The sequence below is a fragment of the Anaerostipes sp. CAG:276 genome, assembly GCF_000432215.1.
In the GTDB taxonomy this organism is placed as follows: Bacteria; Bacillota; Clostridia; order Lachnospirales; family Lachnospiraceae; genus Anaerostipes; species Anaerostipes caccae.
This window is the reverse complement of sequence record NZ_FR889207.1, coordinates 50,419-63,696: the sequence shown is the minus strand read 5'-3', so window position 1 is coordinate 63,696 and position 13,278 is coordinate 50,419. Positions and strand designations below refer to the sequence as shown.

The window sequence follows — 13,278 nt, the reverse complement described above, 5'->3', positions numbered from 1 at the left end:
CCAGCCAGGTGAGCAGCAGCTTCTGAGGCTCCTGCCTTTTTTCTTCTTTTTTTACTTCCGCCGGTCTCCGCTCCTGTTCCTTTGGTTTCTCCTGTACATATCCGCTGGTGCCGTAATACTCCACCAGATCTTTCAGTTCCTTCACACCCATAAAATATTCCCTGGACACGGCTTCGCAGTAGTTGTTCCTCTCCAGAGGTTCCCTTATACCAGACAAAAGTTTTGCCGCCTCATGCTGGAACTTAGTTTTTTCCTCCGGATCATCCTGATTGTACTTTCCCGCTGCCACCGATATCTGGAACATGAAACTGCTCCTGGCTTTCTGTATGCGGTTTTTCAGTTCTTCGCTTCCCAGTTCCTTTATAAATTCATCAGGGTCTTTGTACGGAGTGAGATCGAGAACCCTGACCGTGAGGCCTGCCCCTTTGAGAATGGGTATCGCCCTTAAAATCGCCCTCTGACCGGCCTCATCGCTGTCAAAAGAAAGGATCACTTCGTTCGTATAACGTTTGAGAAGCATCCCGTGCCCCTCGGTAAACGCCGTTCCCAAAGCCGCCACCGCATTTGTGAATCCGGCCTGATGCATGGAAATGACGTCCATATATCCTTCGCATAAAATGATAAACTTCTCTCTGGAACTCCGGGCAAAATTCAGTCCGTAAAGATTCCTGCTCTTGTCAAACAGTTTCGTCTCCCTGGAATTTAAATACTTAGGGCTTCCGTCTCCCATGACCCGTCCCCCGAATCCTATGACACGGCTGTTGACATCCTGAATCGGAAACATGACCCTGTTCCAGAATTTGTCACTGCCTCCTCTGGCCTCGTCAATAGTGACCAGTGCAGAATCCTTCAGTTCTTCGTCGGAAAAGCCCTTGCTCTTTAAAAACCGGTAGAGGTCATCCTGATAAATATCTGCGTATCCAAGGCCGAACTTTTTGATTGTCTCCCCGGTAATCCCGCGTTTTGTAAGATAGGCAAGTCCTTTTTCCCCTCTTTTGCTGTGAAGGAGGATATAAAAATAATTGGCTGCCATCTTATTCATCTCTTTTAATTGTACCTTGGCGTCTGCCTGCTGCTTTGCTTCTGCGCTGAGTTCCTGTTCCGGAAGTTCCATCCCGGCCCGCTCCGCCAGATACCGCACGGCTTCCGGAAATGTAAAGTTCTCATATTCCATAATAAAAGTAAAGACATTGCCGCCGGCCCCGCATCCGAAACAGTAATACATCTGCTTGTCCCTGCTGACAGAAAACGACGGTGATTTTTCATTATGGAAAGGACAGAGTCCGAAATAAGAACTTCCTTTCCGCTTGAGCGGTACATAGGAAGAGATCAAATCCACGATGTCATTGCGGCTTCTGACCTCTTCAATAATGTCATCTCCGTATAACAACAGCCTGTCCTCCTATCTGTGTGATAAATGTCCTCTATATATATTATTCTACATAAACTGATTCATTCCTTTTTATTTTTCTCACTTTTCCAGCCAGAACTTCGGAATGAAGATTTCTTTGTATGTCTCGATAGCAAAATGGTCCGTCATTCCCGCAATATAGTCACAGGCAGCCTGTTCTTTGGACTCTGTGACACCAATCCTTTCTCTGGAGTAAGCAGGAAGAAGGTCGGTATGGTGAAGATAATATTCAAACAGCGGCTCAATGATATGGTGCACCTTTCGTTCTTCTTTTTTCGTTTGAGGGTTGAAATATACATGATCAAACATGAATCTTCTGAGACCGAACATCGCAGTGTGGATTTCATCAGACATTAAAATATCGTCCCGGTCCTCGCTGTGCTTTACAATGTCATGAATGATTGTATTGATCCGCTCCCGCACCGTATTACCAAGCACGTCTGTGTACTCTGCCGGAAGATCCGATTCTTTCATGACTCCTGCCCGTATAGAATCATCTATATCATGGTTGATGTAGGCGATCTTGTCAGCCAGGCGCACAATCTTTCCTTCCAGGGTAGACGAAATGCTGTGAGTAGAGTGGTTTTTCATCCCCTCCCGGACTTCCCAGGTAAGATTCAGCCCATTTCCGTTCTTCTCCAAAAACTCCACAACCCTGACGCTCTGCAGATTATGGCGGAATCCTTCGGGATTTAATTCGTTCAGCGTTCTCTCCCCCGCATGGCCGAACGGCGTATGTCCCAGGTCATGTCCCAGGGCAATGGCTTCCGTCAGCAGTTCATTTAAGTTCAGGGCCCTGGCTATGGTCCTGGCATTCTGCGCCACCTCCAGTGTATGCGTAAGTCTCGTCCGGTAGTGGTCTCCTTTTGGAGACAAAAACACCTGTGTTTTGTCCTTTAAACGCCGAAAAGCCTTGCAGTGGACGATCCGGTCCCTGTCTCTCTGGAAACAGGTCCGAAGTTCGCACTCCACTTCAGGCTTTTCTCTCCCTTTTGTCCGGCTGCTCTGTGTCGCATATGGACTCAGCAGCTTAAGCTCTGTCTGTTCCTGCTTTTCTCTGATGTTCATTGCCCCACCTCTTCCTGCATATGGGCGGCCGGAACATCCGGCCTATTTCCGGGTAATGTCTGTCTCAACGACAGAGATCGCATCAAGGGACATCTTCATGATCTCCTTTACTTCCTCTTCCGTCATCTTGAGATGATCCGCAAGTTCTCCTGCAGTTGCCTCTCTTCCAAGGTCTTCTGCCAGAAATCGGGCTGCCTCGTCCAGGCGGTTGGCCTTTCTTGCCATCTGTTCTCCCACCGAGTCCGTATTCATCTGCTCGGAAACGGCTTTCTTCATTGCCGACTCCGCTGCTTCCCGTAAAAACTTTTCAGCCTCCTTTGGCTCTCTGTCTCCAAGTTCAAATACAGCCTCTATAAGGCCCATATTACCCTCCTGGATCAGATCTCCAAGCAAAACACCGTGCCCTGTGTAGTTCCTGGCATCCAGTGCCACGTCGGCAAGCATACTCTCAATCAGTTCATTTTGGACGTCTTCCCCGTCTGCCAGCCTTACAATCAATTCCCGTACTTTTTTGGGATCGGAGCCTCCCAGCTCTTCGAGCTCCTCCTCATAAAACCGGATCACTCCCGGATCTGTCTCTTCTTTCTGTAATTCCTTTTTCGGGCTTTTTTCATACCCCTCCACCTGCACCCCGGCTTCCACAAAGTAGTCGCAGAGCATGGTCTCGATCTCATCCGTGATGTCCATTCCTCCGAAATATGATAAAATATCTTCCTTCCGGATCTTATCGCCCCCGGCCTTTGCGACCTCTAAAAGCTCCTGCATCCCTTTTAAAAACAACTCTTTCTCCATGTAATTCTCCTATTTAAAAAACATAAAATATCCGATGACCAGAATACCAAGTATGATCCTGTACACCCCAAACGCCTTAAAATCATGCCGTTTTACATATCCCATCAAAAACTTAATCGAAACAATGGATACAAGGAACGAAACGATCATTCCTATGGCCAGCACCACAAGCTCTGTTCCGGTAAAGGAAAGCCCGAATTTTAAGATCTTTAAAAGGCTGGCTCCGAACATGACCGGAATTCCAAGAAAAAATGAAAACTCTGCCGCCACGGTCCTGGAACATCCGATCAGAATACCTCCCACAATGGTAGCTCCGGAACGGGATGTGCCCGGAATCAGAGACAATACCTGAAACACTCCAATGATAAAGGCCATCCGGTATGTAAGCCCCGAGAGAGAATCCATGCCTCTTCTCCTGCTTCTCTCGTTATGATTTTCAATGACGATAAATAAGACACCATAGATGATCAGCGTTGCCGCAACAACCACCGGGTTAAAAAATCTGTCATGAATAGCATCGTCAAACAGTATGCCGATGACTGCCGCCGGAAGGACCGCAAAGATCACTTTATACCAGAGTACCATGGTCTCATGTTTCTGCTTCCGGTTCTTTTTTGGAGAGAGCGGATTCAGCTTGTGAAAATAGAGCACGACCACCGCCATGATGGCGCCCAGCTGGATCACCACGTCAAACATCTCTTTAAATGCCGCCGAGACGTTTAAGTTTATGAACTCATCCACTAAGATCAGGTGTCCGGTGCTGCTGATTGGGAGCCATTCCGTGATGCCCTCCACAATTCCTAAAATGATTGTTTTTAAGATTAATATAAGATCCATGTCTGTTCCTTTCAAGATGATATTTGAAAAGGGTGACTAGAAAAAATCCTATTCACCCTTCGTGCTTTCTCTATTCTTCGTCTTCTCCATCCTGAAGAATCTTTACTTTATTGCTCCGTATCTCCTCGACTGCCGTGGAAAGAGGCTTCTGTTCGTCTGCATCTTCCGTAAGCGGCATATCTCCTCCGATCAGCTGTCTGGCTCTCTTGGCACTGGCAATGACAAGTGAGTAGCGGCTGGTGATGATATTCTTGTCTTCGTCATCTCCATTGATGACCTGCATTAATTCTGAATATGATGGGTGTAGCATAAATATGATTCCTCCTATAAGGTTTTTAATCCTTCCATTGTTTCTTTTACCAGATCCATGTTGTGTCTGCGCTCACAGGACTGTGCGGTGACCACCGCATGCACCTGGCCGACGCACACTTCCAGATCGTCATTGACGATAATATAATCATACTGGCACATGTCCTCGGACTCTTCCACCGCCCTTGAAAGCCGCTTTGCTATGACTTCCTCAGACTCCGTTCCCCTTCCGATCAGGCGGTTTTTGATCTCCCCGGCACTGGGAGCCGTGATGAAGATCAAAAGAGCATCCTCGTACTGTTCCCTGATGGCAAACGCCCCCTGTACTTCAATCTCCAGTATGACATTATGCCCCGCGTTGAGCTCATCTTCCACGAACTTCCGCGGCGTGCCGTAAAAATTTTCTACATATCTAGCATATTCTATAAATCCGTTGTAGTCAATCAGGTTTCGAAACTCTTCTTCCGTCTTGAAAAAATAGTCTCTTCCGTCCACTTCCCCTTCCCGGGGCTGCCTGGTCGTCGCGGAGACCGACAGACTGTATCCGTACTTCTCCACCAGGCGCTTTGCCACTGTGCCTTTTCCAACGCCGGAAAATCCGGATAAGATGACCAACGCACCTTTTTTCATCGTTTTATCCTCCCTACTCGATATTCTGAACCTGTTCCCTGACCTTTTCCACATTGGTCTTCAGCTCGATGGCGTGGTTGGAAAGCTCCACGTCACTGGACTTGGACAAGATCGTGTTGGCCTCCCGGTTCATTTCCTGGGCAAGGAAATCCAGTTTTCTTCCGACGCTTTCTTTCTCATAGAGCTCTTCCTGCATGGCCTTGATATGGCTCTTAAAGCGGACGATCTCTTCATCCACGGATATTTTGTCTGCATATAAGGTGACCTCTGCCGCAATCCTGTTTTCATCGATCCCAGCATTTTCTAAAAATTCTTTTACTTTATCTTCCAGTTTCGTACGGTATTCCTGAATAATAGACGGAGAACGCTCGGCGATAAACTCAATATCGTCTTCCATCCGGGCGAGCTTTCCTTCCATATCCTCCAAAAGTCTTTTCCCTTCCACTGTCCTGGATTCCACAAATTTTTTGCCGGCTTCCTTAACCGCTGTTTCGATCAGGCTCCACCACCGGCTCTCGTCAAAAGTCTCTTCTGTGAGAGAGAGCACCTCTGGAAACTGAGCCAGGCGTTCTGCCGTGGCCGACACCGGAATTCCAAACTCTTCTTCCATCTGATGAAAGGCATCCATATACTCTTTTGCCACCGCGCGGTTATAGTGGAGACCTACGCTGGTCTCGGACAAGTCTTCATATGATATGGACAGATCGATCTTTCCCCTGTTCGCATACTGTTTAAACAGGTTCCGGACATCCGCCTCAAACATAGTAAATTTTTTCGGTATCTTTAATGAGATATCACAGTATCTGTGATTGACTGATTTCACCTCAACGGTGATCGTCTGATTGTTGTCATTGGATACGACGCTGCGCCCAAATCCTGTCATACTTCTAATCATTGGTCTATCTTCTTTCTGTGTATTCACTTGCCGGACGTAACGGCTGTTTCAATGTTTTATTATACGAAAAACAGCAGGCTAAGTCAACGCCTCCCGGCCAATAGTTTATTCAGGCACTCTAAATAATGCAGGATCATACCTTTTTTCATAGGAACAAAGAATCCTGCATCCAGTTCCTCAAATTTAAAATGCTTGGGACCGCCGTTTAACTGCCTGTTCCAGTATTTCATTGTCTCCTCAAAAGACATGAAGTAACAGGCCTGCCTGTGGGTAAAATAGATCAGCAGAAAGCTTATGCCACCCTGTTTTTCAAACCTCTCCATAAATTCTATTTGGTGTTCATGGATATTATGTAAGGGAAATACGTCGTTTCCGCACTCTTTGGCGTCAAAACAAACAGGATATCCCTGGACAGCCCCCATATAGTCCACCGTACTTTTCTGGTCAAAATATGCTAAAGTGATCTGCCGGGTGGTCTTGTCAAACCGGACCGGCTTTATGGATGTGGGGATCTTCTGGATCAGAGCCAGCCCCTGTTCCTTATACTTTTCATTTGTGTGGTTGACCAGTTCTTCAAGGACCGATCCCCTCAATCCTTTTAAATTCCAGGTTCCCATACGACTCTCCCAAACAATTCATTTGCTGTCCTTAAAAATGTTTCCGGAGGCTCTGCGGCAACGGTCCTGCCGGACAGCTCCCCGCACCTTTTCATCCCTTCGGGAAACTCGAGGCAGCCGCAGTGCAGCAGCTGGTGCTTTACTCCGAACTTCTGCTTCATCTGCAGATTGACACCCCTGTCTCCGTACTTGGTATCCCCTGCCAGAGGAAATCCCATCCCGGCTAAATGGGCCCGGATCTGATGGGTCTTTCCGGTGATCAGTTCCACCCTCAGGAGCGTAAAGCCGTGCCCGGCTGCCATCGGCTCATAGGCTGTCTCAATCCGGCTTCCTCCGCTGATCTTTCGCTCCGAAAAAGAAACTTTGTTTTCTCTGTGGTCTTTACATATATAACCGGAAATTCTTGTTTTTTTGTTCACCATGCCCTTCACAATACAGTAGTAATATTTTCTCACAGAGCGGTCTCTCAGCACTTCCGCCATCGTCTGAAGCCCCTCCAGAGAGATCCCCGCGATCAGCAGACCCGTCGTATTCCTGTCTAAACGGTTGCAGACAGACGGACGGACCAATTCCAGGTCAGACTCTTTTAAAATGCCGTGTTCCAGGCAATAGGGAACGATCAGCTCATTCACCGATATATCCGACGGCTTTGCTTTCTGTGACAGCATCCCGTAAGGCTTATTGATGATGAGCACATTGGAATCCTGATAAATCACAGAAAGATCTGCCTTCCTCCTCTCCGCCCTCGGTTCTTCCCGGAAAGAAGCAATGGTCGCATCCGCCATATAAACACACACCACATCGCCGGATTTCAGCTTTTCACTTCCCGATGCCTTTTTTCCGTTCAGTTTAATATTCTTTTTACGGAGCATCTTATAGAGAAAGCTTTTCGGAGCCTTATTCAGATATTTTGCCAGCAGTTTGTCCAGCCGCTGTTCTTCTTCCCGGTCTGAGATTCTGATTTCTTTCATTCGGGTTCCCTTCTAGCCTATCAGTCTGACGATCAGACCGCTCGGCAGCAGCTTGCACAAAACTCTCACCGCCTTCATGGAAAGCCCGTAGACAGAGACCGCCCGGCCTCTCTTTACATCCCTCAGAGCCTTCTTTACCACTTTTTCAGGCTTTGCCATCGCAAGCTTTTTATATAGTTTCATTTCTTTTTTTTGATAGGCCGTATCAAAGAACTCGGTCTTTACCGGTCCCGGACAGACGGCCGTCACAATAATTCCTCTCTTTTTCAGCTCCTGTCTCAATGCCAGGCTCAGATTCAGTACATAGGACTTTGTCGCCGCATAGACTGCAAATCCCGGCTGAGGTACAAATGCCGCAGAAGATGCCACTTGTACGATACGTGCCTTTCTTGGCATATACGGCAGCACGGCTCTGGTGATCCTCGTGAGAGCGAGACAGTTCACTTTCACCATCTGATCCAGCATCTCTTCCTCCTGCCGGTCAAACTTCCCGGCCAGTCCGAGCCCGGAACAGTTCACCAGCACATAAACTTTCGGCTTTTCTTTTGCCAGGATATTTCTGATCCGTTCGGCGCTGTCCTTTTTCGCAAGATCCAGAGGAATCGGCCGGATCACGATGTTGGAAACCAGCACCCCAAGTTCAAATAAGCGGTCTGCCCTTCGCGCCACCACCCAGATCTCATCTAAAAATCCATGACTCTTTGCCGTCTGAATGACAAACTGCCTTCCCAGCCCTGAGGAAGCACCTGTAATAATCGCTACTTTCTTCATGTTATCACCTCTCGTATCGCTTAAACTGATTGATAGGTTCCGTTTATGATATCAAAGTAAGTGTCAATGTAATAGTCCGCCAATTCCTTCTTCTTTTCCGTCACCGCCTGGGAGTAGGAATCCCGGACGGCACAGGTCGTCATATTCGCGCTGTTTCCGGCCATGATGCCGTATGGAATATCTTCAAACACTAAAATATGTTCCGGAGAAACAGAGAGCTCCTCCGCGGTCTTCAGATACACATCCGGCGCCGGTTTCCCTTTCGGCACTTCATTGGAGGTACAGATATACTGAAAATATTCCCCGATCCCATGGGCATCGAGACATGCATTTGTCAGTTCCCTGGAATTGCTTGTAGCGATTCCAAGCGGAAGCTTTTTCTCCTTCAGGATATCCAGAAACTCCTTTGCCCCCTCCTTGAGAGGGATCTCATTCATATACATCTCACAGGCCATACGGTTCCATGTGTCCTTGATCTCCTGTACGGAGAGCGGCAGCGGAAAATTGTTTTTAAAATACTCCGCCGTCTCATTAAAACTGAAGCCTTCCAGGAAATCGTTCAGCCCATCCGGTACCTGCAGGCCATACTGTCCCAAAAACCGTTCGTCGATCTCCCGCCAGATCCACATGGAATCCACAAGGGTTCCGTCCAGGTCAAAAATAACTGCTCGTTTATCTTTTAGCATTAGTTCTCCTTTAAACATTTGATTTCTTCTTCCGTAAGCTCTCTGACCTGTCCCGGGAGAAGTTCCGGGTCCAGAACAAGGCTTCCCATGGAAAGTCTTTTCAGTTCTAAAACTTTGCTGCCTACCGCCTCAAACATCCGTTTGATCTGATGGAATCTCCCCTCTGTGATAAACACCTCTGCCTGCGATACTTCTCCTGAAGTCAGTATGACAAGTTTCGCCGGCTTCAAAGGCTTGTCATCTCCGATATCCATGCCTGACTCAAAAATCTCCTGCTGCTCTCTGCCAATTTCCCCTGTTACAGTGACAGAGTAGCATTTCGTGACATGATGCTTCGGAGACAGCAGACGGTGAGCCAGTTCTCCGTCATTTGTGATGAGCAGCAGGCCTTCGGTGTCCTTGTCCAGCCTGCCTGCCGGGAACAGCCCCTTCCTGTGTCTTCCAGTGAGCAGATCCATGACCGTTTTATCTCTTCCATCTTTTGTTGCCGTCACCACGCCCTTTGGCTTGTTCATCATCAGATACTCATATTTCCGGAAGTTCAGTCTCTGCCCGTCCGCTGTAATCTCATCTTCTTCCGGGTTTACTTTATATTCCGGTTTCTTAATGATCTCGTCTCCTGCCAGGACTCTGCCCTGGCGGATCATTTTCCTGGCCTCGCTCCTGGTGCATCCCAGGACATCGCATAAAAACTTGTCCAAACGCAGTGTCTTCATCACATCCATCTCCATGACGGCGCATATTTATTTTTCATCCGTCCCTTTGAAAGTTTCCCCCATCCGAGAGGGTATCCGCAGACAGTGATCAGATACACACCGTCTTCTTTTTCGTCTGCAAGTATCGTTTCACATTTCAGATATTTCATGAGCCTGTCATCTGAAAGGCTTAGATCCAGGGTTCTCACATATCCGCTGCCGGAAAGCGCCATAGCCAGAACCTGGCTTGGCTCAAACCGTTTCTTCTTCATCTCTCCCAAAAGCAGTCCGTGTCTTAAAACCCGGAGCCTGCCAAGGTCAGGCAGTTCTTTCGGCATAAGGATCAGTCTCCCCTTATGTTCTTTGATCCTGTCTCTGTCAAGGTCCATCCTGCACCCGGACAAAAAGGCTTCCGCCTCCTCAGAGATCACCGCACGGGCATTTCCTGACTCCTTCCTGTCCGAAGCCGGAGAGCCGTCCTTTTTCAAAAGAGCCAGAAAGTGGCCTTCTCCTTTGATTCTGTGGGGCCAAAGCCTGATGCATTTCTTTACATCCTGAAGCCCTGACACCGTCCATTCGGCGTGTCCTCTGTCAAACCCTTCACAGTCCGGCAGATCGGCCAGGGACAGCCCGGGCTCCTGTTCCAGCAGGTACTCAATCAGCTGCTCGTCCTCTTCCGGAGAGAAGGTACAGGTAGAATATAAAAGATATCCTCCGGGCTTGAGCATCTTTACCGCGTCAAGGATGATTTCCCTCTGGATTTTTACATAAGGTTCAATGCCGTATTCGGCCCAGTTTTTAATCTCGCTGCTGCCTTTGCGGAACATTCCTTCCCCCGAACAGGGCGCGTCCACAAGCACTTTATCGAAATACTCATAAAAGACCGGAACAAGATTTTTAGGTTCCTCGCTTACGATCACGCTGTTGCTGATGCCGAACATCTCTAAATTTTTCAAGAGGGCTTTTGTCCTTGTAATGCTGATGTCATTGGACACCAGAATTCCCTCTCCCCGAAGCTTTGCCCCGAGTTCTGTGGACTTGCCTCCGGGCGCCGCACAGAGATCCAGTACCTTGTCCCCGGGCTCTACCGGAAGAAATGCCGCGGGTGCCATGGCGCTCGGTTCCTGAATATAGTACAGACCCGCATGATAAAAGGGATGCTTCGCAGGCTGCTCTTTTGGTCCGACAAAAAACCCGTTTTTCGTCCACGGCACCGGCTCGGTCTCAAATGGTGCGATCTTTTGAAATTCTTCCACCGATATCTTTGATGTATTGACCCGGATGCCATTCTGCTTCGGCCGCTTTAAACATGCCTCATAATCGCTGTATTCTTCTCCCAGAAGGGATTTCATCTTCTCAACGAATAATTGTGGTAATTCCATAACTTCTCCTATGACAGGCTCTGTGCGCGGTAGCCTTCCGCAATGATGTCCAGCTGCTTATTGAAATGGATCAGCTGCTCCATATCTCCTGTCTCATATATTTTGTAAAACTCATCCTGTATCTTGATGACTTCCTGTTTGTTGGCAACTTTATATAAATTCTGCATCGTTGACAAGATCTCAGAAACGATATTTGCCTTCTTCCTGAAAGAATTCTGTGCATCCATGATCTCATCTCTGACAATGGACATCTCCTTGTCAAGGACCACGATGGCATCCGCCGCATTCATGAGCTTTTCCGTGATATGCTCTGGGATATTTTCCTTATATTTGTACTGAAGGGAGTGCTCCACTGTTGCCCAGAAATTCATGGCCAGTGTGCGGATCTGTATCTCCGCCTGGATTCGTTTTTTTCCGTAGATCGTATCCACATCGTAATAGATGATGACATGAAAACTCCGGTATCCGCTGTCCTTTGCTTTTGTTATATAATCTTTTTTTGTCTTGATCTCCATGTCAGACCGCTGTTCAATAATCTCCACAACACGGTCGATATCTTCCACAAACTGACAAATGACTCTGATGCCCGCAATATCCTCCAGATCGGTCTCGATTTCATTGATATTGATCTTTTTCCTCTGCATCTTGTCAAGAATGCTGGAAATACTCTTGACTCTCCCATCCACCTGTTCGATCGGTGAATAGCGGCCTGCGGTCCTGTACTCGTTCATGATGTGTACGAACTTCAGCTTTAATTCTTCCACAGCTAAGTCGTAAGGGCAAAGGATCTCTCTCCACATCTGTAATTCCATTGCCAACACCTCCTTTAATCTATATTCTTATATTATAGCATACTTTAACATTTGAAGCACGTTCATCCTCACGCATCTGTGCTCAATCGGCGGAGCGTTTTTATTCCACAGGGAAGTCCTGAAACTTTCCTGTGAAATAAACAAAAAAAGCAGGAAAGCCCTACTTTTTTCTCAGGTGACACCGGAATCGTCTCCGGCCGTTTCTTACCATTCTAAATAAATCGTTCCCCAGGTCAGACCTCCTCCAAATCCGCACATGACAATCTTATCTCCTCTCTCAAGCAAACCCTTTTTATTGATCTCGTCCAATAAGATCGGGACACTTGCAGAAGAAGTATTGCTGCACCGGTCCAGGTTCATCGGAAACTTTTCTATGTCAAGCTTCAGACGTTTTGCAGCCGAATCGATGATCCGTTTGTTGGCCTGATGCAGGACGTAATATTTGATCTCATCTTTTGAAACTCCTGCTTTCTCCAATACATTTTCAATCGTCCTGGGAACCGTCTTTACCGCAAACCGGTAAACTTCCTGTCCGTCCATAAAGACTTGTTCCAAAGGCTCATGGTTCTCTACCAATAAGTTATTTAATTTTCTCTCCCCGCAGGTCAGCGCTTCCCCGAGTTCCCCGTTAGATCCGTAATCGATAAATACTTCTCTGGAATCATCCGCTTCCACCACTGCACACCCTGCCCCGTCTCCGAACAAGACACAGGAACTGCGGTCGCTCCAATCCACGACCTTTGATAAGGTTTCCACACCGATGACGAGCATCTTTTTTGCCAATGCTGCTTTTGCATAGGCTACCGCAGTGGTCAGAGCATAGACAAACCCGGAACACGCCGCATTTAAGTCCATACAGACCGCATTCCTTGCTCCGATGGCTTTTTGAACGTCACAGGCCCCGTTGGGAGTGGCCCGGTCACCGGACAATGTCGCTAAAAAGATACAGTCCAGCTCCTCCGGAGCGACTCCGCTTTCCTTCAGGGCTTCTTTTGCAGCTTTCACTGCCATGCCGGATGTTGTATCGTCCACAGAAATATGACGTGCCCGGATACCGGTTCTGCTGGCAATCCACTCATCGCTGGTATCCATCACTTTTGCTAAATCATCATTTGTAACAATCGTCTCCGGAAGATAACTTCCTGTACCTAATATTCTAATCGACATCTTATCATTTATCCTGCGCTTTCCTAATATTTTGTTTACCAAAGTATATTCTTTTTTTCGTAATTTGTCAATGCCACCCAGCTATTGTCAGATGATGATGCAGACCAGTCCGCCGTTGCTCTCATTGACGATCTTTTCCATAGTATCCTGCAGTTTCTGCTGGCTTTCTTCTGTCATCTTCTGCGCTTTTGACTGCATGCCTTCTCCGACAAGCTGCTCCAGTGTTTTTCCAAAA

16 protein-coding genes are annotated in these 13,278 nt (G+C 47.6%); all 16 read right to left on the bottom strand.

Annotated features, from left to right (window positions below):
- Window positions 1-1,390 (bottom strand): DNA primase (gene dnaG / locus QVP35_RS15575; protein ID WP_288187972.1); only part of this gene is annotated, 1,390 nt, incomplete at its 3' end.
- Between the two features lie 81 nt (window positions 1,391-1,471).
- Window positions 1,472-2,479: a deoxyguanosinetriphosphate triphosphohydrolase gene (locus QVP35_RS15570; protein ID WP_006567356.1), complete on the bottom strand. Its 1,008-nt coding sequence runs from the start codon at window positions 2,477-2,479 to the stop codon at window positions 1,472-1,474.
- 42 nt (window positions 2,480-2,521) lie between these two features.
- Complete coding sequence (locus QVP35_RS15565) at window positions 2,522-3,271, bottom strand: sigma-70 domain-containing protein (protein ID WP_006567357.1); 750 nt, start codon at window positions 3,269-3,271, stop codon at window positions 2,522-2,524.
- A gap of 9 nt (window positions 3,272-3,280) precedes the next feature.
- Window positions 3,281-4,108, bottom strand: a complete 828-nt coding sequence (locus QVP35_RS15560; RefSeq protein WP_006567358.1) for an undecaprenyl-diphosphate phosphatase — start codon at window positions 4,106-4,108, stop codon at window positions 3,281-3,283.
- A 70-nt stretch (window positions 4,109-4,178) separates the two neighbouring features.
- Entirely contained in the window at window positions 4,179-4,418 is a 240-nt protein-coding gene (rpoZ, locus tag QVP35_RS15555; RefSeq protein ID WP_009291193.1) for a DNA-directed RNA polymerase subunit omega, read from the bottom strand.
- A 14-nt stretch (window positions 4,419-4,432) separates the two neighbouring features.
- The gene (gene gmk / locus QVP35_RS15550) at window positions 4,433-5,047 is read right to left on the bottom strand and encodes a guanylate kinase (protein ID WP_006567360.1); all 615 of its coding nucleotides are present in this window, start codon (window positions 5,045-5,047) and stop codon (window positions 4,433-4,435) included.
- A 13-nt stretch (window positions 5,048-5,060) separates the two neighbouring features.
- Entirely contained in the window at window positions 5,061-5,942 is an 882-nt protein-coding gene (locus QVP35_RS15545; protein WP_006567361.1) for a YicC/YloC family endoribonuclease, read from the bottom strand.
- 83 nt (window positions 5,943-6,025) lie between these two features.
- Window positions 6,026-6,559, bottom strand: a complete 534-nt coding sequence (locus QVP35_RS15540; protein ID WP_006567362.1) for a Holliday junction resolvase RecU — start codon at window positions 6,557-6,559, stop codon at window positions 6,026-6,028.
- The gene (locus QVP35_RS15535) at window positions 6,541-7,530 is read right to left on the bottom strand and encodes an RluA family pseudouridine synthase (RefSeq protein WP_006567363.1); all 990 of its coding nucleotides are present in this window, start codon (window positions 7,528-7,530) and stop codon (window positions 6,541-6,543) included. The genes QVP35_RS15540 and QVP35_RS15535 overlap by 19 nt, the downstream gene beginning before the upstream one ends.
- Window positions 7,531-7,542: 12 nt before the next feature.
- Window positions 7,543-8,301 (bottom strand): SDR family NAD(P)-dependent oxidoreductase, encoded by a 759-nt coding sequence (locus QVP35_RS15530; protein WP_006567364.1) that lies wholly within the window; start codon window positions 8,299-8,301, stop codon window positions 7,543-7,545.
- Window positions 8,302-8,321: 20 nt separating this feature from the next.
- Window positions 8,322-8,987, bottom strand: coding sequence for an HAD family hydrolase (locus QVP35_RS15525; RefSeq protein ID WP_009291189.1), 666 nt, complete (start codon window positions 8,985-8,987; stop codon window positions 8,322-8,324).
- Window positions 8,987-9,703, bottom strand: a complete 717-nt coding sequence (locus QVP35_RS15520; RefSeq protein ID WP_009291188.1) for a pseudouridine synthase — start codon at window positions 9,701-9,703, stop codon at window positions 8,987-8,989. Before QVP35_RS15520 ends, QVP35_RS15525 begins: the two co-directional genes overlap by 1 nt.
- The gene (locus tag QVP35_RS15515) at window positions 9,703-11,064 is read right to left on the bottom strand and encodes an RsmF rRNA methyltransferase first C-terminal domain-containing protein (RefSeq protein WP_006567367.1); all 1,362 of its coding nucleotides are present in this window, start codon (window positions 11,062-11,064) and stop codon (window positions 9,703-9,705) included. The genes QVP35_RS15520 and QVP35_RS15515 overlap by 1 nt, the downstream gene beginning before the upstream one ends.
- 8 nt (window positions 11,065-11,072) lie before the next feature.
- Entirely contained in the window at window positions 11,073-11,876 is an 804-nt protein-coding gene (locus QVP35_RS15510; RefSeq protein WP_006567368.1) for a GTP pyrophosphokinase, read from the bottom strand.
- Window positions 11,877-12,080: 204 nt separating this feature from the next.
- Window positions 12,081-13,043: a beta-ketoacyl-ACP synthase III gene (locus tag QVP35_RS15505; RefSeq protein ID WP_006567369.1), complete on the bottom strand. Its 963-nt coding sequence runs from the start codon at window positions 13,041-13,043 to the stop codon at window positions 12,081-12,083.
- A gap of 87 nt (window positions 13,044-13,130) precedes the next feature.
- On the bottom strand, window positions 13,131-13,278 hold a 148-nt coding region (locus tag QVP35_RS16675), incomplete at its 5' end, for a sporulation stage IV protein A (RefSeq protein ID WP_334290786.1).

Coding starts and splice junctions, on each gene's coding strand:
- QVP35_RS15570 (WP_006567356.1), bottom strand. CDS start 2,479: ATGAACATCAGAGAAAAGCAGGAACAGACAGAGCTTAAGCTGCTGAGT.
- QVP35_RS15565 (WP_006567357.1), bottom strand. CDS start 3,271: ATGGAGAAAGAGTTGTTTTTAAAAGGGATGCAGGAGCTTTTAGAGGTC.
- QVP35_RS15560 (WP_006567358.1), bottom strand. CDS start 4,108: ATGGATCTTATATTAATCTTAAAAACAATCATTTTAGGAATTGTGGAG.
- rpoZ (WP_009291193.1), bottom strand. CDS start 4,418: ATGCTACACCCATCATATTCAGAATTAATGCAGGTCATCAATGGAGAT.
- gmk (WP_006567360.1), bottom strand. CDS start 5,047: ATGAAAAAAGGTGCGTTGGTCATCTTATCCGGATTTTCCGGCGTTGGA.
- QVP35_RS15545 (WP_006567361.1), bottom strand. CDS start 5,942: ATGATTAGAAGTATGACAGGATTTGGGCGCAGCGTCGTATCCAATGAC.
- QVP35_RS15540 (WP_006567362.1), bottom strand. CDS start 6,559: ATGGGAACCTGGAATTTAAAAGGATTGAGGGGATCGGTCCTTGAAGAA.
- QVP35_RS15535 (WP_006567363.1), bottom strand. CDS start 7,530: ATGAAAGAAATCAGAATCTCAGACCGGGAAGAAGAACAGCGGCTGGAC.
- QVP35_RS15530 (WP_006567364.1), bottom strand. CDS start 8,301: ATGAAGAAAGTAGCGATTATTACAGGTGCTTCCTCAGGGCTGGGAAGG.
- QVP35_RS15525 (WP_009291189.1), bottom strand. CDS start 8,987: ATGCTAAAAGATAAACGAGCAGTTATTTTTGACCTGGACGGAACCCTT.
- QVP35_RS15520 (WP_009291188.1), bottom strand. CDS start 9,703: ATGAAGACACTGCGTTTGGACAAGTTTTTATGCGATGTCCTGGGATGC.
- QVP35_RS15515 (WP_006567367.1), bottom strand. CDS start 11,064: ATGGAATTACCACAATTATTCGTTGAGAAGATGAAATCCCTTCTGGGA.
- QVP35_RS15510 (WP_006567368.1), bottom strand. CDS start 11,876: ATGGAATTACAGATGTGGAGAGAGATCCTTTGCCCTTACGACTTAGCT.
- QVP35_RS15505 (WP_006567369.1), bottom strand. CDS start 13,043: ATGTCGATTAGAATATTAGGTACAGGAAGTTATCTTCCGGAGACGATT.